This is a genomic window from Futiania mangrovi, from assembly GCF_024158125.1.
GTDB lineage: Bacteria > Pseudomonadota > Alphaproteobacteria > Futianiales > Futianiaceae > Futiania > Futiania mangrovi.
This window is the reverse complement of sequence record NZ_JAMZFT010000001.1, coordinates 635,071-657,077: the sequence shown is the minus strand read 5'-3', so window position 1 is coordinate 657,077 and position 22,007 is coordinate 635,071. Positions and strand designations below refer to the sequence as shown.

Annotated in this window: 27 protein-coding genes; 8 read left to right on the top strand and 19 right to left on the bottom strand. The window is 69.3% G+C overall.

Translation table 11 applies throughout. From position 1 onward, the window contains the following. Window positions 1-85 precede the first annotated feature (85 nt). Together NJQ99_RS03275 and apbC are read left to right on the top strand one after the other, a co-directional pair. Window positions 86-343: a hypothetical protein gene (locus NJQ99_RS03275; protein WP_269331367.1), complete on the top strand. Its 258-nt coding sequence runs from the start codon at window positions 86-88 to the stop codon at window positions 341-343. 123 nt (window positions 344-466) lie between these two features. After that, a complete protein-coding gene (apbC, locus tag NJQ99_RS03270) occupies window positions 467-1,600 on the top strand; it encodes an iron-sulfur cluster carrier protein ApbC (protein ID WP_269331366.1) in 1,134 nt (377 codons plus the stop codon). Between the two features lie 23 nt (window positions 1,601-1,623). Here apbC and NJQ99_RS03265 read toward each other — a convergent pair whose 3' ends face one another. The 11 genes from NJQ99_RS03265 to NJQ99_RS03215 form a co-directional block, all read right to left on the bottom strand. Then, window positions 1,624-1,746 (bottom strand): hypothetical protein, encoded by a 123-nt coding sequence (locus NJQ99_RS03265; RefSeq protein ID WP_269331365.1) that lies wholly within the window; start codon window positions 1,744-1,746, stop codon window positions 1,624-1,626. Beyond that, the gene (locus NJQ99_RS03260) at window positions 1,743-3,161 is read right to left on the bottom strand and encodes a WD40 domain-containing protein (RefSeq protein WP_269331364.1); all 1,419 of its coding nucleotides are present in this window, start codon (window positions 3,159-3,161) and stop codon (window positions 1,743-1,745) included. The genes NJQ99_RS03265 and NJQ99_RS03260 overlap by 4 nt, the downstream gene beginning before the upstream one ends. After that, window positions 3,158-3,550 carry a hypothetical protein gene (locus NJQ99_RS03255; RefSeq protein WP_269331363.1) on the bottom strand — a complete coding sequence of 131 codons (393 nt, stop codon included), beginning with the start codon at window positions 3,548-3,550 and terminating at the stop codon, window positions 3,158-3,160. Before NJQ99_RS03255 ends, NJQ99_RS03260 begins: the two co-directional genes overlap by 4 nt. Before the next feature lie 33 nt (window positions 3,551-3,583). Continuing rightward, complete coding sequence (locus tag NJQ99_RS03250) at window positions 3,584-4,711, bottom strand: formate dehydrogenase subunit gamma (protein WP_269331362.1); 1,128 nt, start codon at window positions 4,709-4,711, stop codon at window positions 3,584-3,586. 87 nt (window positions 4,712-4,798) lie between these two features. Continuing rightward, window positions 4,799-5,014: a hypothetical protein gene (locus NJQ99_RS03245; RefSeq protein WP_269331361.1), complete on the bottom strand. Its 216-nt coding sequence runs from the start codon at window positions 5,012-5,014 to the stop codon at window positions 4,799-4,801. A 127-nt stretch (window positions 5,015-5,141) separates the two neighbouring features. Then, entirely contained in the window at window positions 5,142-5,738 is a 597-nt protein-coding gene (fdh3B, locus tag NJQ99_RS03240) for a formate dehydrogenase FDH3 subunit beta (RefSeq protein WP_269331360.1), read from the bottom strand. Between the two features lie 77 nt (window positions 5,739-5,815). Continuing rightward, complete coding sequence (locus tag NJQ99_RS03235; protein WP_269331359.1) at window positions 5,816-8,701, bottom strand: formate dehydrogenase subunit alpha; 2,886 nt, start codon at window positions 8,699-8,701, stop codon at window positions 5,816-5,818. A 69-nt stretch (window positions 8,702-8,770) separates the two neighbouring features. Continuing rightward, window positions 8,771-8,971 carry a formate dehydrogenase gene (locus NJQ99_RS03230; protein ID WP_269331358.1) on the bottom strand — a complete coding sequence of 67 codons (201 nt, stop codon included), beginning with the start codon at window positions 8,969-8,971 and terminating at the stop codon, window positions 8,771-8,773. Between the two features lie 80 nt (window positions 8,972-9,051). After that, complete coding sequence (locus tag NJQ99_RS03225) at window positions 9,052-9,729, bottom strand: TorD/DmsD family molecular chaperone (protein ID WP_269331357.1); 678 nt, start codon at window positions 9,727-9,729, stop codon at window positions 9,052-9,054. A gap of 282 nt (window positions 9,730-10,011) precedes the next feature. Then, window positions 10,012-10,695 carry a DUF3306 domain-containing protein gene (locus tag NJQ99_RS03220; protein WP_269331356.1) on the bottom strand — a complete coding sequence of 228 codons (684 nt, stop codon included), beginning with the start codon at window positions 10,693-10,695 and terminating at the stop codon, window positions 10,012-10,014. Window positions 10,696-10,699: 4 nt separating this feature from the next. Further along, on the bottom strand, window positions 10,700-11,242 hold the full coding sequence (locus tag NJQ99_RS03215; RefSeq protein WP_269331355.1) for a DUF3305 domain-containing protein: 543 nt from the start codon (window positions 11,240-11,242) through the stop codon (window positions 10,700-10,702). A 175-nt stretch (window positions 11,243-11,417) separates the two neighbouring features. Between NJQ99_RS03215 and NJQ99_RS03210 the strand changes: the two genes are divergently transcribed. Further along, window positions 11,418-13,460: a 4Fe-4S binding protein gene (locus NJQ99_RS03210; protein WP_269331354.1), complete on the top strand. Its 2,043-nt coding sequence runs from the start codon at window positions 11,418-11,420 to the stop codon at window positions 13,458-13,460. Window positions 13,461-13,464: 4 nt separating this feature from the next. Here NJQ99_RS03210 and NJQ99_RS03205 read toward each other — a convergent pair whose 3' ends face one another. The 6 genes from NJQ99_RS03205 to NJQ99_RS03180 all read right to left on the bottom strand — a co-directional run bounded on the left by NJQ99_RS03205 (window position 13,465) and on the right by NJQ99_RS03180 (window position 16,707). Further along, a complete protein-coding gene (locus tag NJQ99_RS03205; protein WP_269331353.1) occupies window positions 13,465-13,776 on the bottom strand; it encodes a hypothetical protein in 312 nt (103 codons plus the stop codon). A 160-nt stretch (window positions 13,777-13,936) separates the two neighbouring features. Further along, the gene (locus tag NJQ99_RS03200) at window positions 13,937-14,224 is read right to left on the bottom strand and encodes a hypothetical protein (protein WP_269331352.1); all 288 of its coding nucleotides are present in this window, start codon (window positions 14,222-14,224) and stop codon (window positions 13,937-13,939) included. 13 nt (window positions 14,225-14,237) lie between these two features. Then, a complete protein-coding gene (locus tag NJQ99_RS03195) occupies window positions 14,238-14,426 on the bottom strand; it encodes a DUF6494 family protein (protein WP_269331351.1) in 189 nt (62 codons plus the stop codon). A gap of 30 nt (window positions 14,427-14,456) precedes the next feature. After that, window positions 14,457-15,473: a DUF6352 family protein gene (locus tag NJQ99_RS03190; protein WP_269331350.1), complete on the bottom strand. Its 1,017-nt coding sequence runs from the start codon at window positions 15,471-15,473 to the stop codon at window positions 14,457-14,459. Further along, complete coding sequence (locus tag NJQ99_RS03185) at window positions 15,470-15,991, bottom strand: DUF6505 family protein (protein WP_269331349.1); 522 nt, start codon at window positions 15,989-15,991, stop codon at window positions 15,470-15,472. Before NJQ99_RS03185 ends, NJQ99_RS03190 begins: the two co-directional genes overlap by 4 nt. A gap of 62 nt (window positions 15,992-16,053) precedes the next feature. Continuing rightward, complete coding sequence (locus NJQ99_RS03180) at window positions 16,054-16,707, bottom strand: biotin/lipoate--protein ligase family protein (protein WP_269331348.1); 654 nt, start codon at window positions 16,705-16,707, stop codon at window positions 16,054-16,056. A gap of 94 nt (window positions 16,708-16,801) precedes the next feature. On the opposite strand from NJQ99_RS03180, the gene NJQ99_RS03175 reads away from it, so the two are divergent. After that, window positions 16,802-16,930 carry a hypothetical protein gene (locus NJQ99_RS03175; RefSeq protein ID WP_269331347.1) on the top strand — a complete coding sequence of 43 codons (129 nt, stop codon included), beginning with the start codon at window positions 16,802-16,804 and terminating at the stop codon, window positions 16,928-16,930. A gap of 48 nt (window positions 16,931-16,978) precedes the next feature. After that, a complete protein-coding gene (hspQ, locus tag NJQ99_RS03170) occupies window positions 16,979-17,302 on the top strand; it encodes a heat shock protein HspQ (RefSeq protein ID WP_269331346.1) in 324 nt (107 codons plus the stop codon). Between the two features lie 48 nt (window positions 17,303-17,350). Here hspQ and pip read toward each other — a convergent pair whose 3' ends face one another. Both pip and NJQ99_RS03160 read right to left on the bottom strand, forming a co-directional pair. Beyond that, on the bottom strand, window positions 17,351-18,307 hold the full coding sequence (pip, locus tag NJQ99_RS03165; protein ID WP_269331345.1) for a prolyl aminopeptidase: 957 nt from the start codon (window positions 18,305-18,307) through the stop codon (window positions 17,351-17,353). 31 nt (window positions 18,308-18,338) lie between these two features. Beyond that, window positions 18,339-18,926, bottom strand: coding sequence for a histidine phosphatase family protein (locus tag NJQ99_RS03160; RefSeq protein WP_269331344.1), 588 nt, complete (start codon window positions 18,924-18,926; stop codon window positions 18,339-18,341). A gap of 55 nt (window positions 18,927-18,981) precedes the next feature. On the opposite strand from NJQ99_RS03160, the gene NJQ99_RS03155 reads away from it, so the two are divergent. From NJQ99_RS03155 to NJQ99_RS03145, 3 genes are all read left to right on the top strand, one after another. Then, window positions 18,982-19,980 carry a bifunctional riboflavin kinase/FAD synthetase gene (locus NJQ99_RS03155; RefSeq protein WP_269331343.1) on the top strand — a complete coding sequence of 333 codons (999 nt, stop codon included), beginning with the start codon at window positions 18,982-18,984 and terminating at the stop codon, window positions 19,978-19,980. Between the two features lie 122 nt (window positions 19,981-20,102). Continuing rightward, on the top strand, window positions 20,103-20,912 hold the full coding sequence (locus NJQ99_RS03150) for a UDP-2,3-diacylglucosamine diphosphatase (RefSeq protein WP_269331342.1): 810 nt from the start codon (window positions 20,103-20,105) through the stop codon (window positions 20,910-20,912). Between the two features lie 6 nt (window positions 20,913-20,918). Next, window positions 20,919-21,959, top strand: a complete 1,041-nt coding sequence (locus NJQ99_RS03145; protein ID WP_269331341.1) for a glycosyltransferase family 4 protein — start codon at window positions 20,919-20,921, stop codon at window positions 21,957-21,959. The last annotated feature ends 48 nt before the right edge of the window (window positions 21,960-22,007 follow it).

Here is a 22,007-nt window from a genome sequence, read left to right as displayed (position 1 = left end):
GTTTTTTTCGGCATCGTGTGAGTATTCTGTCAGACGGCGGCCAGAAAGGCGACGGGTCAGCCACGGTGAAGATCAGGGGGGCCGGATGTCCGAAGCTGCTGTTGCGCGCGCACTCAAGAGCCGGTTTGCCTCTTTCGGACTGACCCATCTCGTCGTGGAAGAAGTGCTCTCCATCGAGGACGGTACTGTCAACGCGGTCCTGCTCAACACGCGCACCCAGGCGCGCGTGCTCCTGAACGTGGATCCGGAGACGGGCGCCATCCAGCAGGGGGACGTGCTGCCTGCCTCAGCCGCGCCCTGCAGCACGGACATGGCTGCGCCCCGGACACCCTGCATCTACTGATCCTTCGGGCCTGCGTGGGCATTCCCGCACACCAACCCGTTTTGAAGGGATGACCTCGACCGCGGTGCGCACTATCTGTAGCGCCGTGCCGGCGGACGTGCGCGAGGGAGGACAGGGAAAGCCATGGCCGAAGTGACAGCCGATCAGGTGAGGGGCGCGCTGGCCCGCGTGGTCGACCCGGAGAGCGGCAAGGACGTCGTGTCCGCGGGCATGATCTCGGGCCTCGTCGTGAAGAGCGGCCATGTGGGCTTCGCCGTCGAGGTTGCGCCGGAGCGCGGACCGAAGGCCGACCCGCTGCGCCAGGCATGCACGAAGGCGGTCGAGGCGCTGCCGGGCGTGCTCTCGGTCTCCGCCGTCCTCACCGCGCACAGCGACAAGGCAGCGCCGCCCGCGGGCGCGCGCAAGGCCGCCCCGCCCCCGCCCGGCGCACGCGCGGCGGAGGCCGGCGCGGGCAACCGCATCCTGGCCCCCGGCGTCAAGGCCATCGTGGCGGTCGCGTCCGGCAAGGGCGGCGTCGGCAAGTCGACGACGGCGGTGAACCTCGCCATGGGGCTCGCACGCCTCGGCAAGAAGGTGGGCATCCTCGACGCCGACATCTACGGCCCCTCGATCCCGCGCATGCTGGGCATCAAGGGCAAGCCGAGCGCGGACGGGCGCACGCTCAACCCGATGGAGGCGTTCGGCGTGAAGGCCATGTCCATGGGCTTCCTCGTCGACGAGGACACGCCGATGATCTGGCGCGGCCCGATGGTCATGTCGGCGCTGGAGCAGATGCTGCGCGACGTGGCGTGGGGCGACCTCGACGTGCTGATCGTCGACATGCCGCCCGGCACGGGCGATGCGCAGCTCACCATGGCGCAGCGGGTGCCGCTCGCAGGCTCCGTCATCGTGTCGACGCCGCAGGACATCGCGCTGCTCGATGCGCGCAAGGGCCTCAACATGTTCCGCAAGGTGGATGTGCCGGTATTCGGGCTGGTGGAGAACATGTCCACCTTCGTCTGCCCGAACTGCGGCCACGAGAGCCACATCTTCGGTCACGGCGGCGCACGGCGCACGGCGGAGAAGATGGGCATGGACTTCCTGGGAGAGGTGCCGCTCGACATCCGCGTGCGCGAAACCTCGGACGAGGGCCTGCCGATCGTGATGACCGATCCGGACGGCCCCCAGGCCGCGGCCTACATGGCGATCGCGGAGAAGGTGGCGGCGAAACTCGACCGCGGACAGGCACGCGCCGCCCCGCGGATCGTGATGGACTGAGGCGGGCGGCGGCGCGGCCGGGATCAGAGCCGGACGTTCTCGCTGCTGGTCGCGGTCGCGCTGTCCCAGGGCATCTGCTCCAGCGCGTACCACGCGCCCACGCCGACGACGATGGCCAGGCCTATGCCGATCAGAAACGCTTTCATTGCTTCGCTCCTTGTCCAGCCGGGGGCGCATCCGCCATTTGCCCGGGCACGGGCACGCCGGGCTTCGGCGCCGTCACTTTCTCGATATAGGCGATGAGGTCGTCCCGCGCCTGCGGGCTCGACAGTTTTTGCAAGGGCATCTTGGAGCCGGGCGTCACCCGGTCCGGCCCGTCCGCGAAAAGGCGCGCGATCATGTCCGGCGTCCAGACGATGCCGGTACCGGTGAGCGCGGGCGAGTAGTCGTAGCCGGGCACGGTCCCCGCCACGCGCCCGACGATGCCATAGAGCGTGGGCCCTGCCCGGTTCTCCCCCTCCGCCGTGATCGAATGGCAGATGCGGCACTTGCGGAACTCCCACTGGCCGCGCTTCTCCGCCTCAGTCATGTCGGCCACCGTCTCGGGCGCCGGGATGTTCGTGGCCCCGGCAGGCGCGATCTCGGTCCCGCCGGCGAGGCTCCAGACGCGCACGCTCTCGTCGCGGCCCGCCGACAGCAGGCGACCTCCGGGCGCGAAGGCCAGCGCGAAGACGGCGCCGGCATGACCCGTCAGCGTGCCCGCGGGACGGCCGTCGGGGATCGACCAGAGCCGGATGGCGCCGTCCGCACCGCTCGAGGCGAGCAGCGTCCCGTCGTCCGATATTGCCAGCGCGAGCACGGCGGCGTCGTGCAGCTCGATGCTGACCAGTTCCTCGCGCGCGGGCCACGACCACAGCCGCATGGTGCGGTCGACGCTGGCCGTGGCGACCGTCGTGGAGGCGGCCGCCGGGTCCGCGACGTCGAGCGCGTTGACCACGAAGTCGTGGACGCGCAGGGGCCGCATCGCCTCGCCCGTCCCGACCGACCAGACGAGAAGCTGGCCTGCCTCGTCGCCTGCCAGCACCTGCGTGCCCCCGCCCGCGAAGGCAACGGTGTTGATGCGGTTCGCGCGCGTCTCGAAGACGTGGCGCGCGGTGCCGGTCTCCAGATCCCAGACCCGCACGGTCCCGTCCCACCCTGCAGACGCGGCAAGGCGGCCGTCCGGGGAGACCGCAAGCTCCACGGCGCGAAGCGCGTGCCCCTTCATCCGGTGCAGAATCCGGCCTGCGTGCAGGTCCCAGAGGATCACGTCGCCGTCGTCGCCCGCGCTGACCCCGCGAAGCGTGCTGCCGGGCACGAAGCGCACCGCGCTCACGCCGCCGTCGTGGCCGGTGAGGATGCGCACGGGCACCTGGCTCTCGAGGTCCCAGAGAATGACGGTGTAGTCGAATCCGCCGGTCAACGCATGGCGCCCGTCGGCGGAAACGTCGACCGCCTGCACCGGCCCTCCATGCCCCAGCAGCGCCGCCGCCGCCGGCAGAGCGCCCGCACAGAGCGCCGCCGCAAGCAGGACACGCGCAAGCGCCGCGCCAAGCCGCGAAAGCGCCCGTCCAGCGGTCATGGACGGCCGGGAATCGGCGTGAAGCTTCGCGTGCGCAGGTTCTCCCCGAACCCTTCCGTCGCCGCGCCTGGACCGGAGAGAGGCTCCCCGACGGGTACGCCGCTCGGCCCCTGGGCATAGATGCGCGTCATGCTGCCCGTCTCGCGGTCGATCAGCACGCGCGTCACCTGGAAGGCGCCGTTGTAGGTGCCGCCCCGGTTCATCACCGTGACGAGGAAGGCCGGGCGGCCTTCGCTCGTCTCGGCGTCCACGACGCGCAGAACCTCCACCTGGGGGAACTGCGCCTCGATCCGGGTGCGCACGTCCTCCGCCGTCAGCGCCAGCGCCGCCCCGGCGCCGAGCGCCGCCGACGCAAGAGCAACCAATGCCAGGGTCCGCAAGCTCTTCATCGGTGTCATTCTCTTTTCCGGCCCTTCTGGCGGCTATTCCGCCGGCTGGGTTCCATGGCCGCCGGTGGGCGCGTCCGCGCGGCCCTTGCGCACCATGTCCTCGACCCAGAGGTTGTGATGCTCCTTCGCCCAGTTGATGTCGACCTGGCCGGAACCCATGGCGTCGAACGCGCCCTCCATGCCGACCGACCCGATGTAGATGTGGGCGATGATGACCACGATCATCACAAGGCCGACGATGGCATGCCAGGCGGCGTTCAGCTGCTGCTCCTGGATCGGGCCGAGCGCGGTCGGCAGCGAGGTGCCGAAAATGCCGTTGATCGCGTCGAAGGTGCCGGCGAAGAAGTGGAACTCGAACGGCCACATCAGGGCGACCCCCGACATGCTGAGCGAGGCGCCGCCCAGCACGACCATCCAGAAGATGAGCTTCTGGCCGCCGTTGAAGCGCCTGGAATCCGGGTGCCCCATGCCGAGGATGCCGCCTCCCTTCAGGAACCATTTCACGTCGGTCCAGCCGGGAATGTTGTCCTTCACCCACAACACGAAGATCATCACGAGCCCCAGCATGAAGCCGAAGGCGAGATAGTTGTGGGCGTACTTGCCCCACATGGAAATCGTGGCGAACGCCTCCTTGCCAATGAGGCCCGGCAGGAAATAGCGCCCGTAGAGCAGGTTCAGCCCGGTGATCGCCAGGATGATGAACGTCGAGGCGAGCAACCAGTGCGCCGCCCGCTCGATCGTGTTGAACCGCTCGATCGTGCGGCCGGACATGCCCTCGTCGATCCTGATGCGTCCGCGAATGAGGAAGAAGACCGCCAGCAGCGCGACGATCCCGAACAGCCCCCACGCGCCGTAATAGGGCAAGGGCCCGTTGCGGAAGTTGCGCCAGACCTCGCCCTCGGACTGGATCATGATGCCCGCGCCCTGGTTCTGCACCTGGGTCTGAAACTGGTTGCCGCGGCGGATTTCCCGCCAGATGTCGGTGTCGCTCGATTGGCCGAGGGGCCCGAGCGAGCCCGCCGGATCGGTCGGGGCAACCGGCGCGGACTGTTGCGCGAGGGCAGGGACCGCGCCCGGCGCGAGCGCGAGCCCCACGGCAAGCATCAGCGTGGCGAACAGGACGCGCACGCGCGCCGCAATACGGTGCTGGTTCATCGTCATGCCTCTTCCAACTCCGATCAGGCCACCCGGAAGCTCCGGCGCGGGCGGCAAGGGGGACCGCATGGGCGGCAGCGGATGCCGCCCCGGTCAACCGGCCTGGATGCTCATCCGGCCCCGCAAATCCTCGAGCGTTTCATTGTCGAGCGGTGTGTCGGGCGCGCCCTGGTAGGTGCCCTTGTTCAGATGCTCGAGATCGAACCGCCCCTGCTCCTCCTGCCGGCACGCGCCCAGCGCCGCGCCTGCGAGAAGAAGCGTGGTGACCGCCGCAATGCGGCGGCGTCTGCGCCTGGTGTTCACAGCCATGACCTGTCGCCACCTCACGGATCAGATGCCTGCACGGAGGCCGCCGCGCATAAACCGGGGACGGTAACGGGGACGGCTCCGCGCCGCCCCCGCCTACCCTGTTACGCGCCAACGGCCGATCTGGACGTCAGCCGCCCGCCTTGAGCTGGTAGGCGGTGCCCCAGCCCCAGGCGCCCGAGCCGAAGCCGCGGGCCACGACCCGCTCCCGGTAGATGTCGGAGAGCACGTCCCCGTCACCGGCGAGCAGCGCCTTGGTCGAGCACATCTCCGCGCACAGCGGCAGCTTGCCCTCGGCCAGGCGGTTGCGGCCGTACTTCTGGAACTCCGCCGAGCTGTTGTCGTCTTCCGGCCCGCCGTTGCAGAAGGTGCACTTGTCCATCTTGCCGCGGCTGCCGAAATTGCCGGCCTGCGGGTACTGCGGCGCCCCGAAGGGGCAGGCGTAGAAGCAGTAGCCGCAGCCGATGCACAGGTCCTTGGAATGAAGGACCACGCCTTCCTCGGTCTGGTAGAAGCAGTCGACCGGGCAGACGGCCATGCACGGGGCGTCCGAGCAGTGCATGCAGGCGACCGAAATCGACCGCTCGCCCGGCTTTCCGTCGTTGATGGTCACCACGCGGCGACGGTTGATGCCCCAGGGCACCTCGTGCTCGTTCTTGCAGGCGGTCACGCAGGCATTGCACTCGATGCACCGCTCCGCGTCGCACAGGAACTTCATGCGCGCCATGTTCGTGTCACTCCCTTTTCTCTAGAGACCCGGCGGTGCGGACCGGCCGGCAGCCCGGCCAGCCCGCGAACCCGCCGTCACGCCCGCTCGATCCGGCAGAGCGTGCACTTGGTCTCCTGCATCTGTGTCACCGAGTCGTAGCCATAGGTCTGGGCGGTGTTGCTCGCCTCGCCCAGCACGTAGGGGTCGGCACCGGCGGGGTATTTTGACCGCAGATCCTCGCCCTGGAAGTGGCCGCCGAAGTGGAAGGGCATGAACGCGACGCCCGTCCCCACCCGCTCGGTCACCATGGCCTTGACGCGCACCTTGCCGCCTTCCGGTCCGTACACCCAGACCATGTTCCCGTCCTGGATGCCGAGGTTGTTGGCATCGCGCGGGTTGATCTCGACGAACATGTCCTGCTGCAGCTCGGCGAGCCAGGGGTTGGAGCGCGTCTCGTCGCCGCCGCCCTCGTACTCGACCAGTCGGCCGGAGGTGAGGATGATCGGGAACTCCTTCGACACGTCCTTCTCCTGGATCGACGCATAGAGCGTCGGCAGGCGGTAGGCCTTGGTATCCTCGTAGGTCGGATAGTCGGCCACGAGGTCGCGCCGCGAGGTGTAGAGCGGCTCGCGGTGCACGGGCACCGGGTCCGGGAAGTTCCAGACCACCGTCCGCGCCTTGGCGTTGCCGTAGGGCGCGCAGCCGTGCTTGATCGCGACGCGCTGGATGCCGCCCGACAGGTCGGTCTTCCAGTTGACGCCGTCCGGCTTGTCCCCGCCGATCTTGAGGATGGTCGCTCGCTCCTCGTCGGTGAGATCGCCTTCCCAGCCCAGCTTCTTCAGCATGCCGTAGGTGAACTCGGGATAGCCGTCCTGGATCTCCGAGCCGACCGGGTAGGAGCCCTCGGCGAGCAGGTTCTCGCCATTGCGCTCGACCCCGAAGCGGGCCCGGAAGCCCATGCCGCCCTCTGCCACCGGGAGATCGGTGTTGTAGAGGACGGCGCTTCCGGGATGTCCCATCTCCGCCGTGCCCCAGCACGGCCAGGGCAGACCGTAGAAGTCGCCGTCGGCCGGCCCGCCGTTCGCCCGCAGCGTCGTGCGGTCGAAGGTGTGCTGGTTGGCCATGTGCAGCTTCAGACGCTCCGGCGACTGGCCGGTGTAGCCGACCGTCCACATGCCGCGGTTGAATTCCCGCGTCACGTCCTCGATCACCGGCTCGGCCCCCTCGACCTTGATGTTCTTGAACATCTCGTCGGCGAAACCGAACTTCTTGGCGAAGAGATAGATGATCTCGTGGTCCACTTTCGATTCGAAGAGCGGATCGATCACCTTCTCGCGCCACTGCAGCGAACGGTTCGACGCGGTCACGGACCCGTAGGTCTCGAACTGCGTCGTCGCCGGCAGCAGGTAGACGCCGTCGGTCCGGTCGTGCATGACCGCGGTCATGGTCGGGAACGGATCGATGACGACCAGCATGTCGAGCTGCTTCATCGCCTTCTGCATGTCCGGAAGGCGGGTCTGCGAGTTCGGCGCGTGACCCCAGAAGACCATGGCCCGCACCTTCTCGGGCTGGTCCATGTTCTCCTTGTCCTCGAGCACGCCGTCGAACCAGCGGCTCACGGGGATGCCCGACGACTCCATCAGTTCCTTCGATCCGAAGCGGCCGAGGAGGTAATCGTAGTCGGTCTCCCAGACGCGCGCCCAGTGCTTCCACGAGCCCGCCGCGAGGCCGTAGTAGCCCGGCAGCGTGTGGCTGAGCACGCCGAGATCGGTCGCACCCTGCACATTGTCATGGCCGCGGAAGATGTTGGCGCCGCCACCCGGCTTGCCGATCGTGCCGAGCGCGAGGCCCAGCGCGCAATAGGCGCGGGTGAAGTTGTTGCCGATCGTGTGCTGGGTCCCGCCCATGCACCAGATGATCGTGAACGGCCGGTTGTTGGCCAGCGTGCGCGCGACGCGCTTCACCTGGCTTTCCGGCACGCCGGTCACCCGCTCGACCTCCTCTGGCGTCCACTTCGCCACCTCGGCCTTCACCTGGTCGAGGCCCCACACCCGCTCCTTGATGTACTGGGTGTCTTCCCAGCCGTTCTGGAAGACGTGCCAGAGGATGCCCCAGATCAGCGCCACGTCCGCGCCCGGGCGGAAGCGCACGTACTCCGACGCGTGCGCGGCCGTGCGCGTGAAGCGCGGGTCGCAGACGATGAGCGGCGCGTTGTTCTGTTCCTTCGCCTTCAGCAGGTGGAGGAGGGAAACCGGGTGCGCCTCGGCCGGGTTGCCGCCGATCAGGAAGATCGCCCGGCTGTTGTGGATGTCGTTGTAGGAGTTGGTCATCGCACCGTAGCCCCAGGTGTTCGCAACACCCGCGACCGTGGTGGAGTGGCAGATCCGCGCCTGGTGATCCACGTTGTTCGTGCCCCAATAGGCCGCGAACTTGCGGAACAGGTAGGCCTGCTCGTTGTTGTGCTTCGCCGATCCGAGCCAGTAGACGGAATCGGGCCCCGACTCCTCCCGGATCTGCATCATCTTGTCGCCGATCTCGTTGACCGCCTCGTCCCACGAGATCTTCTTCCACTTGCCGTCGACAAGCTTCATCGGCGACTTCAGGCGGCGCTCGCCGTGCGCGTGCTCACGCACCGAGGCGCCCTTGGCGCAATGCGCACCGAGGTTGAAGGGCGAGTCGAAGCCGGGCTCCTGCCCGACCCAGACGCCGTTCTGCACCTCGGCAACGACCGTGCAGCCGACCGAGCAGTGCGTGCAGACCGACTTGACCTTCCTGACCTCGCCGGCGGCACCCGCGCTCTGCGCGCCAGCCTTCGTCACCATGCCACCGCCCAGCGTCGCCGCCGCGGTGACACCCATCGCCGTCAGGCCCGAGCGCCGGAGGAACGTCCGCCGGTCGATCGCGCCACCACCGAGCCCTGCCAGGGCCTTCGCCAGCCGGGGGCGTCCCGCAACCCCGCCTGCCGCTTTCCGCTTGAGCATCTTTCCTGTCCTCCCAATCACCGCCGCTGCCCGCTGCACCCGAAGGAGCAGCCCAGCGGCGATCGCCCGTCAGAAGCGGGCGAGGTCGTAGAACGTCTTGACGTGGCCCGTCTCGCGGTAGCCCGCCCCTTTCGCGGGGGCCGTCTCCGCGGCGCCGGCCTGAACGCTGCCCAGCGCGGTGGCGGCACCCGCCGCCACGGCCCCAAGCGTGCCGAGTTTCAGCAGGTCGCGGCGCGCGATGCCGCCGGACGTGCCGTCCTTGTCACTCATGGTCACCCTCCTCCGGTTCGGGCCTGCCCCCCTGTTAAGCCGGGGGTACGGCCCTGCCACATGCAACCGCCCGAAACCGTTCAGGCAGTCATCTCGAAAGCGGCCTCCTCGATCTCCATGAAGATCCGGCCGACCGCGCCGATCCCGCGATAGACCCGTGCGGCCTTCGCCCGCTCCAGGTCGGAAAAGAAACGCCCCGCCCATGGGGCGAGATGTGCATTGAAGAACGCGCTCTGCGGTCCGAGCGTCTCGGGCTCCGGTCCCCTGGCCGTCGCCGCCACACCCGGCGCGCGCGTCGTGCTGACCTCCCCGAACTCGCCCGTGATGAGACCCGCCATGACGTCGCACAGCGCGGAAATGTGATCCTCCGGCGTGCGGTTGCCCTCCGCACGCGCGATGCCGAGGCTCGCCAGGTGCTGCCGGAGCGTCGCCAGCGGCTTCTCGTTCAGGAAGCCCGTGATGTAATAGGAGGCGTGCGGGACGAGTTCGCCCCGCCCGATCCCGACGAAGAGGTCGTGAAATTCGTCGTCGGCCGCCGCAGGGTCGGCCTCCGCCGCGACGGCGGCGAGTTCCGACAGCGCCTGCCCAAGCTCCGATCCGTCGCCGGAAAGCTGCGCCGTCAGGTCGAGCAACGCCCGGTCCGGCGGCGCGGCGAGCCAGCGCGCTAGGAACCGGTACTGCTGGGCGCGCAGGAAATCCTCGTCCTGTGTGTCCGCCGGAATCGCCGCTGCCTGCCCGGTTCCTGCCGTTCCCACCACGCGAAACATCCCTTCCGACGCATTACAGGTCCTTGAATTGGCAAGAATCCTACGCGCGCACGAAAGATCGGTAAAGCGTTTGGATTGCGAATACTTCTCAATAGCGCAAGAGCCTTTGCAGTTTCCTGCAGCCTTTTGCAGCGCAACAGAATTGACTGTGCGCCGAAGCCTTCATCTGCGCGGATTTTCCCGCTGGATTTTGCAGCGCACAATCCAATGCTTGGATTGGCGGCGTTTTCCCTTGTAGGACTAAGACGAAAGTCTGATGCCTGTCCGCGACGCTCAGGCGCGTGCTGACGGCGGGCGGGTATCGTCCGAAGCGTCCCGGCCGTCCACTTCGGCCGCATCTTCCGCGGGAGATTCGGGGGCCCCATGCGTTTGCGGCGATTCCGTAACGCCGTCCGCCGCCGCGACCGCCTCCCGGTCCGGTCCGGCATCCGCGCCGCCCTCGCCGGCGGCCGCCTTCGCCGTCTCCCCGGCGTCCAACGCGGCGAGATACCCCTTGCCCACCTGCCACGCGGTCTTGATCGCCATCTTGGCCTTGCCGACCTGGCTGAAATCGCCGCCATAGTCGAGCAGGCCATCGAGGTTCGCGAGTGTCGGATCGGTCAGCCACAGCTTGCGCAGCGCGCGTTGCTGCAGATCGGGCGGTACGCCCTTCTGCATGAAGACGCTGAAATCGGACTGGGCCGTCAGCGTGTCCGGATCGGGCAGATCCTCAGGCCGGATCTCCGGTTCGGCTGCCTCGGCGCTGCTGCCCTCCCCGCGCGCGCCTGCCCGCGCGGCGTCGGCTTCGTGCGCGGGAAGATCGCCGGGATCGGCCACACCGTCGTCCGCAAGCGCGCCGGCGCGCGCGGCGTCCTTGCGCCGCGACCAGCGGGCGAGAAAGCTGCCCTCCTCCTCACCGGCAAGGCCGAGGCGGCGGCGCGCGGCGCGCGTCATGCGGGATGCGTCCTCGGCGGCCATCGGCTCAGTTCTCCCAGGGATCGCCGCCCGCAGGCGACCAGCCCGGCGGGCGGGCGAAGACTTCGTCCGGCTCCGCGGCCTTGCGGCGCTTGCGCTTGGCGAACGGCTCCTCGACGTGGTGGAAGTCGACGAAGGCGCGCACGCGCTGGGCGACCGCGGCGGGCATCGGCACGGGGTCCACGATGTCCTCGCCCGAATCCATCAGGTTCTGCGCATAGAACGGCGAGGCGCTGACGCAGAACAGGTGGAAGCCGAAGGGCGATGCGTCGTCCTCGTCGTCGCGGCGCAGGACGACGAAGATCTGCGGCCGGTCGTCGAGAAAGTTCTCCAGATAGGCCTCAGTCTCCTTGCGATGCAGTTCGATCTGCGCGGTTCCGGCGTGGTAGCGCTCCACCTCGCCCTCTCGCACGAGAAGCGTCCAGGGCGCGAGGTCCGGCGGCGGATCCTCCGTCACCGCGATCGCGCGCAGCACATGGTCGGCCCACGGGTTCTTCGCGGGGCGGCGCTCGACGATGACGCCGAGAGGAATGGTCAGGACACGGCTCATGGCACCAGACGGTAGCGAGCGCGCGCCCCGCGGCAAGAGGGAAACGGAAATGCTGCAGTGCGGCACAGGCGCTTGCGCGTGCGTGCGTCTTGCCGGACCGGCGGCACAAGGACACATTACCCGTTCCTGGGGGCATCAGACCGGCAGGAATCACGACAGGGACGCAAGGATCAGCATGAAGCGCGGCAACGACACGATACTCGTCTGCAATTGCGAACGGACGATGCAGATCGACGGGGAGATGCTGGCGCGCACGCTGGGCGCGGAGGGAACCGGCATCCACCGGCAGCTCTGCCGGACCGAGCTCGACGTGTTCGAGCAAGCGGCCGCCGCGGGTGGGCGCGTCTGCGTCGCCTGCACGCAGGAAGCGCCGCTGTTCGCCGAGGTGGCGGAGGAACTGGAAACGTCCGCCGAGCTTGCCTTCTTCAACATCCGCGAGGCCGCAGGCTGGGGCGAGGACGCAGCGAATTCCGGGCCGAAGATCGCCGCCCTGATCGCCATGGCGCAGGCCGCCGCCGGCGCCGAGCCCGCGGGCACGATAACGCTGGAGAGCGAGGGGCAGATCCTCGTCCACGGCGCGGGTCAGGCCGCACTCGACGCCGCCGAGCGGCTGTCGGCAAGCATGGCCGTCTCGCTTATCCTGACCGAGGCCGAGGGCCTCGTCCCGCCGGTCCGCAGCCGCGTCGCGATCTTCAGGGGCAAGGTGACGGGCGTGCGCGGGCACCTCGGCGCCTTCACGGCGGACGTGCGCAACCTCGCGCCCATGCGCGTCTCCAGCCGGGAGGCGCTGGCGTTCGACGTGGGACCGGCGCAGACGACCCTCGACTTCGACGTCGTGCTCGACATGACGGGGGGTGCGCCACTGGTGAGCGGGCACGAACGGCGCGACGGCTACCTGCGCGCCGATCCCCGCGACCCGGGCGCGGTGGCGCGCGCGCTGTTTGACGCGAGCGCGCTCACCGGCAGCTTCGAGAAACCGCTCTATGTCCGCTACCAGGGCGACATCTGCGCCCATTCGCGCAGCGGCAAGACGGGCTGCACGCGCTGCCTGGACGTCTGCCCGGCCGCCGCCATCGCGCCCGCGGGCGACACCGTGGCGATCGACCCGGCGATCTGCGGCGGCTGCGGGGCCTGCAATTCGGTCTGCCCCACCGGCGCCGCGACCTATGCCGTGCCGCGCCCCTCCGACCTCATAGACCAGGTGAGGATACTGCTCGACACCTATGCGAAAGCAGGCGGAAAGACGCCGCACCTCCTGTTCCACGACGGCCGCCACGGGGCGGAGATGGTGGCGATGATCGCTCGCTTCGGGCGCGGGCTCCCGGCCCATGTCCTGCCGGTGGAAGTGAACGAGGTTACCCAGATCGGCCTCGACGTGCTGGTCTCGGCGCTGTCCTACGGCGCGGCCGGGATCACGCTGCTGCCGGACCCCAAGCACGCCGACGAGACGGCGGGACTTTCACTGCAGGCAGAGATCGCGGAGGCGGTGCGGGGCGCGATGGGCCTCGACGCCCCGGTGCACATGCTGATCGAAACCGACCCGGAGGCAGTGGAGGCCGCGCTGTGGTCAGCCACGGGCAAAGGCGTCGCGACGCCAGCGAAGCATTTGCCGCGCGGCGACCGGCGGGGGCTGCAGCGCCTCGCCTTGCGCCATCTGCGCACCCATGCGCCGGAAACGCCGGACATGGTGGCGCTGCCCGAGGGCGCGCCCTTCGGCACGATCGAGGTGGACGTGGAGGGCTGCACGCTCTGCCTCTCCTGCGTCGGCGCGTGCCCGACCGCGGCGATCACCGACAATCCGGACCGGCCGCAGCTGCGCTTCACGGAGGAGTTGTGCATCCAGTGCGGCCTCTGCGAGGCGACGTGCCCGGAGAAGGTGATCTCGCTCACCCCGCGCCTCTCCTTCCTGGCGGAGGCCGCCGAGCCGCGCATCCTCAAGGAGGAGGAGCCCTTCGCCTGCGTCCGCTGCGGCAAGGACTTCGGCGTGAAGTCCTCGGTGGAGCGCATCGTCTCCCTGCTCGCGGGCAAGCACCCGATGTTCCAGGACGAGGCGCGCATCCGCATCATGCAGATGTGCGACGACTGCCGGGTGATCGCGCAGATGGAAACCGCCGTCGATCCCTATGCGGCGGGCGCGCGCCCGCGCGTGCGCACGACCGAAGACGATCTGCGCGAACGCGACGAGGCGGCGAAGAAGGGCGGCGGGGGGGAGACCTGACCGCTCAGGCCGCCGCCTGTACGCTGCCCGCCACGCGGGCCAGCGTCACGGTGCGCATGTGCGGCATCACCTGAAGCTTCGCGGCGATCACGTCGGCGGTGTGGGCGTCGCGGGTGTCCACCCAGACCTCGAGCCCCAGGGCGCAATCGCCCGGGCCCTCGAGCGCGACAGGGCGCGTGCCGAGGCGCACGGGCACCATGTCGCGCTTGGAGAACTCCCCCAGCACGCGCTCCAGAGAGCCCGGAACGGCATCGAAGGAAAGTTCGAAACAATAAAGGGTTGAAGTGGAAACTTCAGTCGCGGTGCGCGCGGTCATGACGGTCTTCTCCCGGCAGTGTGTTGGCGAAACGGGTTGCTTCCCGGCTCCCAGAGGAAGCCGGGCCCGTAATTCGCCGCGCCGGGGTCCAGAACGTCGTCATGCCGGCGAGACTAGCGCAGACAGGGTTTCCAGGCAATGAACGTGTGGCCGGGCCGCCTCAGTTCGCCGCGTCCACCTGCGCCTGGCAGACGGGGGCCAGACGCTCCTTCGCATTGGCGGCGCGCGCGGCGTCCATCATGCCGTCGGCGACAAGCTGGTCGATCTGCGCGGTGCGGGCCTCCAAGCAGGCGGCGAAGGCCGCGTCCTGGGGCGAGACCGGAACCTCCACGAGGCCCGGAAAAAGGACCTCGCGGTTGATGTAGACGATGCCGCCGACGGCCGCGAGCAGCACGGCGAACGCCGCCGCCTTGCCGCGCCAGCCGTCGATGCCGGAAGGCTGCGTCATCGCCTCCGCTCCTTCATTTCGTCTCGATCGAACCGTCGATCGTGTGCTTGAGGCCGAGCGCGGGAATTTCCAGCGTCATCGTCGCCTCGAACGGCCCCTCGCCGGAGGCCGCGCGCACCGCCTCCTCGATCTTCGCCTGCGAGGTCACGCCGACCTTCTTCAGGAACTTGCGCACGCTCATGTTCAAGGCTTCGTCGTTCATCGGAAAAGCTCCCTCGTTCTCAAGTCCGGGTCAGGCCGCCCGCGCGAGCGGCAGGTTCACGATCAGGTTCTGCGGCTTCATGCGGAGCACGTTCTGCCTGTCCATCGCAAGCCCGAGATAGATGGGCCGCCCGCGCACGTCGGCCGCCAGCATCGAATCGTCGCGCACCTCCATGCGGAAGAGCGCGAGCAGGCGGGAGAGCCGCGCCTCCTCAACCTCGCGCCCCTCGTAGAGGTCGTTGAGGATCGCGGTCGCGGTCGCGTCGAGGCCGATGTGCCAGCGCCAGCGCTCGTCCCGGATCGACTGCACCGGCTGGATCGAGACGTCGAGACCGGCCATGCGCGCGACCCACCCCTCCAGCACGCGGGCGAACGCATCCTGGCCCGGCCGCGCGAAGGAGAGATCGAGGACCGTGTCGAAGCGGTTCGCGCGCGCCCAGTAGATCTCCGCGCTTTCGGGGTTGAGCACGTCGAGCGTGACCGTGCGCACGGGCGTCTGCGCCTCGCGCAGTAACTCGCCCAGCCCGCCGAAGCCGCCGGTGCGGGCGTGCATCTCCACGATCTCCTCGTCCGCGCACATGATGCCTGCGTCGACGACCGAGATCTTCTGCGTGCGGAACAGAAGCTCGCCCGAGCGCGGCAGCATGGGGTCGTCCGCTTCCGCCAGCATGTCGTGCACGATGGCGTGGACGAGCTGGTCGACGAACATCGGCGGGATCATCGGCATGGAGCCGGCGAAGAGCGTGCGATAGGCCCCCTCGACCGTGCCCGCCTTCAGAAGAATATCGCGGAAACGCAGGAAAACGCGCCAGTTTTCCACTGCGTCCGGGTCGTCCATCGCGCCAACGCGGCCATCGTCGACGGGTGCGGAGGGCGCGTCCAGAAGGGCGGCGTAGAGGCCGCGCTCGATCATGCAGGCCTCCTCCGGCGGCACGAGTTCCGGGCGGCGCAGATAGGCGCGGAGGAAATCGTCAGTGATGACCAGTTCGCCCGCGCCGTGCTCCAGGAGGTGGCGGCCGGACGAGGCCCAGAGCGCATGTCCGCTCATGTCCCGGTATCCTCCTTGTCGAGGTCGATGTCGGGGGATATCTCCCAGATCGCAGCGTGCATCTCGCCGCGGCTGTCCTTCACGGTGCGGAAATGCTCCCGCACGCCGGTGTCGTCCATGGACCGCTCGACCGTGATGAGCGTGCCCGCGGGGTGGCCGTCGCACAGGCTCGCGGCGAACGCCACCTCCTCGCGCGCGACGGGCAGCGCCTGGGCGAGCGTAGGCGCACCGTAGACCTCGACGAAATGGCGGGCGAGACGGGTTACGACCTGCTCGGCCTCCAGCGGATCGATGAGGGCGACGGCGGCAAAAGTCGACCAGCCGAAGCTCTCCGTCCCGAGGAGGCCGTTGCGGAAGGCCTGCGCCCAGGCGCCCACGATCTCCTCCGGGTCCGCGTCGGCGAAGGCAAAGGCGCCGGAAACCGCCCACTCCCCCTCCTCCGCCGCCGACGGGAAGGCGTGCAGGTCGGAGGTATCGAGCCGGATCGTGCGCGGCAGATAGCGCGGTGTCGTCGTCATGGCGACAAACCTAGTCCGCGGCGGGGCGAACGGAAAGACGCATGGGGCGCGCCTCCGGCAGGTCAGCCGGGAAAGGCGGTGACGAGGCGGTCGCGCGCCATCCGCCCGTCCGCCGTGCGGCCCTTCGCATCGAGACGGTCGGCCTCCTCCACGCAGCGGCCGTTCCAGACGGCCCGGACGGAGCCGAAGCCCCCATCCTGCCAGCGCGCGACCCAGACCGCGAAATAGCGGCAGAACGCCTCCAGCACGACGGGCGGAGTCACGTCGACCGCGCCCTCCTCGAACAGGGTGGTCCGCTTGCGCTCGTGCCCGAACTCCATGTCGGGCGGCGACAGCACGTCAATCTCGAAGCCGAGGGCGAGCCATTCGGGGCGGGCGGGATGCTGGGTATCGGCGGCGATGCGCATGCGCCCTACCTCGCCCGAGTTCACCTCGATCACGTCGGGCCAGCGGAAGAGCACCGGGATCGCAGCCGGAAGCAGCGAGCCCAGGGCATCCGCCATCGCCACCATCGCGACCGGCCCCACCTGGAGCGTGCGGGCGAGCGTGTCCTCCGGCGCGAGCATGACGGCGAAGGAGAGCCGGTCCGGCACCTCCGCGGCGATCACGTGGCCGTCCGCGACGCCCGCACGGGCCGCGGCAGCAGCGACCGCGAGGGGATCGCGCCCCTCGGGCAGGAGTTCGAGGCTGAATACCGGGGGAAGCGTCAGTTCCATGGATGCATGTGCCTTGAGACTGGTCATCGGGCGCGGCAGAGCCTAATTGCTGGGAGCCCGATACAAAAGACCCGACAGGCGGGAGAAGCGGCAGATGCGATTCCTCTGGCCATCCGTGGCGTTGATGCTGGTGCTCTGGGCGCTCGTCTCCTGCTGGCCGGAGGGCGCGCGCGCCAATGGTGCATTGCAGGATGGCGCCGTCCCGCCTAGTTTCCTTGGCTGAACGCGGGCGCCAGACCCGCAAGTGGCAGTGGGATGGCGGAGCAGCAGCATGCGCGTTGCCAAGTTCAGGATCGGTCAGGTCGTCAGGCACCGGATCCATCCGTTCCGGGGCGTGATCTTCGACGTCGACCCGGTGTTTGCGAACACCGAGGAATGGTGGCAGGCCATTCCGGAGCACATGCGCCCGAGCAAGGACCAGCCGTTCTATCACCTCTACGCGGTGAACGCGGAGACGCACTACACGGCCTATGTGTCGGAGCAGAACCTGCTGCCCGACACCTCCGGCGATCCCGTGCCGCACCCGGCGGTCGCGCGCGCGTTCGGGGCCTTCCACGGCGACCATTACGACGTGACGCACAACGCAACCCATTGAGACCGCGTCTCGGGATTTCTGCGCAAACACCTGATGTAACGAGAACTTTTACCGATCGCGGAAGGTATCCGTTGCCGTGATCAGTTCGTGCAGGATGCCGGGCTCGTTGAAGGCGTGGCCCGCGTCCGGGACGATGCGCAGATCGGCCTCCGGCCAGGCGCGGTGCAGGTCCCAGGCGTTGCGCGCGGGCGTCACGACGTCGTAGCGGCCGTGCACGATCACGCCCGGAATGTCCTTGAGGCGATAGGCGTCGTCGAGCAATTGCGTCTCGGTCCGGAACCAGCCGCCGTGGACGAAATAGTGGCACTCGATCCGGGCAAACGCGATGGCATAGCGGTCCGCGCCGAAGCGTGCCATGCGCCCCTCGTCAGGCAGCAGCGAGAGGGTCGCGCCCTCCCACATGCTCCAGGCGCGCGCGGCCTCCAGCTGCACCGCCGGGTCCGGATCGGTCAGGCGGCGGTAGAATGCAGCGACGAGATCGCCCCGCTCCACCTCCGGAATGGGCTTGACGTAATCTTCGAAGAGATCGGGATAAAGCCAGCGCGTGCCGTCCTGGTAGAACCACTGGATCTCGGCGCGGCGGAGCAGGAAGATTCCGCGCAGCACAAGCTCGCTCACCCGCTCGGGATGGGTTTCGGCATAGGCGAGCGCCAGCGTGGAGCCCCAGGAACCGCCGAAGACCTGCCAGCGCTCGATCCCCAGCATCTCGCGCAGCCGCTCCATGTCGGCGACGAGGTCCCAGGTGGTGTTCCCGCGCAGTTCCGCATGCGGGGTGGAACGCCCGCAGCCGCGCTGGTCGAACAGCACGATGCGGTAGGCGGCGGGATCGAACAGGCGGCGGTTGACGGGGCTCGTCCCCCCGCCCGGCCCGCCATGGACGAAGACCACGGGCTTGCCGTTCGGATTGCCCGATTCCTCCCAATAGATCGTGTGCAGGTCGGAGACCTTCAGCATTCCCGACCGGTTGGGCGAAATCTCCGGATAGAAGCCCCGGCGCACCGTCATGCGTGTCTCCCTCTCGCGCGTGTCTCGAAGGTCAGTATGGTCCGAGGCGCCCCGCCACGGCCACCCCTTGCGGCGCGACGACGACAAGCTCGCCCGACGCGGGGAAAACGCCCGTGGTGCCGGTGATGTTGACCTGGTGCGTGACGCAGAGCGCATTGCCAGCCCCTCGCCAGCCGCGGATGAAGCCGGTCAGCGCGGCGACGCGCGCATCCCGCTCCCCCGGACGGCGGAAGAAGGAATTGAGCGCCTCGGGAAAGGGCTCCACCGTCCCCATGTCGAGCAGCAGCGCCGTTTCCTCGCACCGCCACCATTGGCTGGTCAGCACGCGGTCGACGGGCACGCCCGCCGCGCGCAAGGCGCGGCCCGTGCGCCGGGCCTGGGCGCGCCCCTCCTCCGACAGGATGCGCTGGGTCGTGCGGTCGTTCACGTCGAAGGTCCCGGGGTCGCCCGTGCCGGGCGCGATCGCGTGGCGCATGAGGATGACGTGCCCGCCCGCCTTCGCGGCGGCGAGCGCATCTGCGCGCGCAGGGCCGGTCAGTCCCGCCAGCGCCAGCCCCCCGAGACCCGCCAGCACCTGCCGGCGCGACGGAATCGCACGTTCTTGCCGCGTGTCTGCCATGATCTGCCTCCCTGCCTCTCGATCCGGCGGCCAAGGCGGGATATAGGCGGATGCCATGCTGATCCAACGCCACCACCAGAGCCTGCGCGAGGACGCCCGCGGCGCGGTCGTCGCCATCGGCAATTTCGACGGCATCCACCGCGGCCACCAGGCGGTGCTGGCACGGGCGCGCGAGATGGCGCAGCGGCGCGGCGCACCGTTCGGCCTGCTGACGTTCGAGCCGCACCCGCGCCGGGTCTTCAGGCCGGACCTGCCGCCCTTTCGCCTGACCTCGCTGAGGACGAAGGCGCGGCTGCTCGCGGCGATGGGCGCCGACGTGCTCTATGCGCAGGCCTTCAACCGCACCTTCGCAAGCCTGTCGGCGGACGATTTCGCCGAGACGGTGCTCGCCCGCAACATGGGGGTGAAGGGCGTCGTGGTCGGCCCGGACTTCCACTACGGCAAGGGCCGCGGCGGCGACCCGGCGCACCTGGAGGCAGCGGCGGAGCGCCTGGGCTTCGCGGTCGAGGTGCTGGACCCGGTGACGAGCGACCTGGGAGAGCCCTTCTCCTCCACGCTCGTCCGGCAATACCTGGGCGAGGGCAAGGTGACGCGGGCCGCGCTTCTGCTCGGCCGCTACTGGGAGATCGGGGGCAAGGTTCTGGGCGGGCGCAGGCTCGGCCGCACCATCGGCTTTCCGACCGCGAACCTGAAGCTGCGCGACATGCTGCGCCCGGCGTATGGCGTCTATGCGGTCCGCGTCGAGATCGAGGGCGAGGACGGCCTCTGGCACCCGGGCGTCGCCAACCTCGGCGTGCGCCCGACGGTCGAGGGGGCGGACGCCGAACCCTTGCTGGAGGTGCACATCTTCGACCGCGCGCCCGACCTCTATGGCCGTCACCTGCGGGTCGCCATGGTGGACTTCGTCCGGGCCGAGCGGAAGTTCGACGGCCTCGACGCGCTCAAGGCGCAAATCGCGCGCGACTGCGACGCGGCGCGCGAGACGCTCGCCTGGGAGACCTGGGACGGCCCGTGGCCCGCGAGCCCCTACCTGAGCGGCGGTCCCCGGCCCTGAAGCCCTCGCCCCGGAGGCGCTGCGGCGCGGCTGTCACACAGCCGTGACGGAATCGTCCTACTCCCCTTCCCCATGCAGGCCGATCCGGCCAGAGCAGGGACCAAGGTCTCGGGAGGGGCGTCATGCGGACACCGATCCGTCATCAGCATCACCGCACCATCTTCCTGTCCGACATCCACCTCGGCACCAAGGGGTGCAATGCCGAGCTGCTGCTCGACTTCCTGAAGTGGAACGACGCGGACACGATCTACCTCGTCGGCGACATCGTGGACGGCTGGCGGCTGAAACGCTGGTGGTACTGGCCGCAGGCGCACAATGACGTGGTGCAGAAGATCCTGCGCAAGGCGCGCAAGGGCACCCGCGTCGTGTTCATTCCCGGCAATCACGACGAGTTCGCGCGCGACTATTGCGGCACGCACTTCGGCGGGATCGAGGTCGCGCTAGACGCGGTCCACACGGGCGCGGACGGGCGGCGCCACCTGGTAATCCACGGCGACGCCTTCGACGGGATCGTGCGGCACGCCCGCTGGCTCGCCCACATCGGCGACTGGGCCTATGCGGGCGCGCTGAACCTCAACACGGCGGTCAACGCGGTGCGGCGGCGGATGGGCTGGAGCTACTGGTCGCTGTCCGCGCGGCTGAAGCTCAAGGTCAAGGAAGCGGTCAAGTACATCGACGATTTCGAGCGCGCGCTGGCGACGGAGGCGAAGCGGCGCGGCCTGGACGGCGTGATCTGCGGGCACATCCACCATGCGGAGATCTGCAAGGTCGACGGCATCGTCTACATGAACGACGGCGACTGGGTGGAAAGCTGCACCGCGCTGGTGGAGGACGAGACGGGCGCGTTCCATATCCTTCCCTGGGCGCAGATGCGGGCGGAGGAAGAGGCCGCCGGGCCGCGGCTGCTCTCCGCCCCGCGCGCGGCCGCCTGACGGCACATGCGCATCCTGCTCGTCACCGATGCATGGGCGCCGCAGGTCAATGGCGTCGTACGCACCTGGCAGCGGGTCACGGCAGAGGTCAGGGCTATGGGCCACGAGGTTCGTGTGGTCGCGCCCGACGGTTTCCGCACCGTCCCGTGCCCGACCTATCCGGAGATCCGGCTCGCGGTCTTTCCGGGCCGTGGGGTCCGGCGCGCGTTCGACGATTTCGCGCCCGACGCGATCCACATCGCGACCGAGGGGCCGCTGGGGCTCGCGGCGCGGCGGCTCTGCCTGAAGCTCGGCCTGCCCTTCACCACGAGCTATCACACCAAGTTCCCGGAATATGTGAGCGCGCGGGCGCCGGTGCCCGTCTCCTGGGGGCAGGCGGCGATGCGCTGGTTCCACGCCCCCTCGGCGGCGGTACTGGCCGCGACGCCGACGGTGAGGCAGGAGCTTGAGGCGATGGGCCTGAAGAACGCCGCCGCCTGGACGCGCGGCGTGGATACCGGGCTGTACCGGCCGGGGCTCGACCCCGCGCTCGACCTGCCGGGGCCGGTGTTCGTCTATGTTGGCCGGGTGGCGGTGGAGAAGAACATCGAGGCGTTCCTGCGGCTCGATCTGCCTGGAAGCAAGCTGATCGTCGGCGACGGGCCGGCGCGCGCGCGGCTGGAGCGGACCTATCCGGGCGTGCACTTCGCGGGCATGCAGTTCGGCGAGGCGCTGGCCCGGCACTATGCCGCGGGCGACGTCTTCGTGTTCCCGAGCCGGACGGACACCTTCGGCCTGGTGATGCTGGAGGCCATGGCCTGCGGCCTGCCGGTCGCGGCCTATCCGGTGGCGGGGCCGCTCGACGTGGTCGGCACGTCCGGGGCGGGCGTACTCGACGAGGATCTGCGGATGGCGGCGCTGGGCGCACTGTCGATCCCGGGGGGGCGCGCGCGGGCACATGCGGAGACGTTCTCGTGGGAGGCCTGCGCGCGGCAATGGCTCGCCGCGCTCGCGCCGGTGCCGGGTGCGGTGCACGGGAACGCGGCGGCTGCGGAAGGGCTTGCCTGACGCGGGCGGAGGTCGGCTAGTCTCTCTCCAAGACCAACAGGGAGGGAT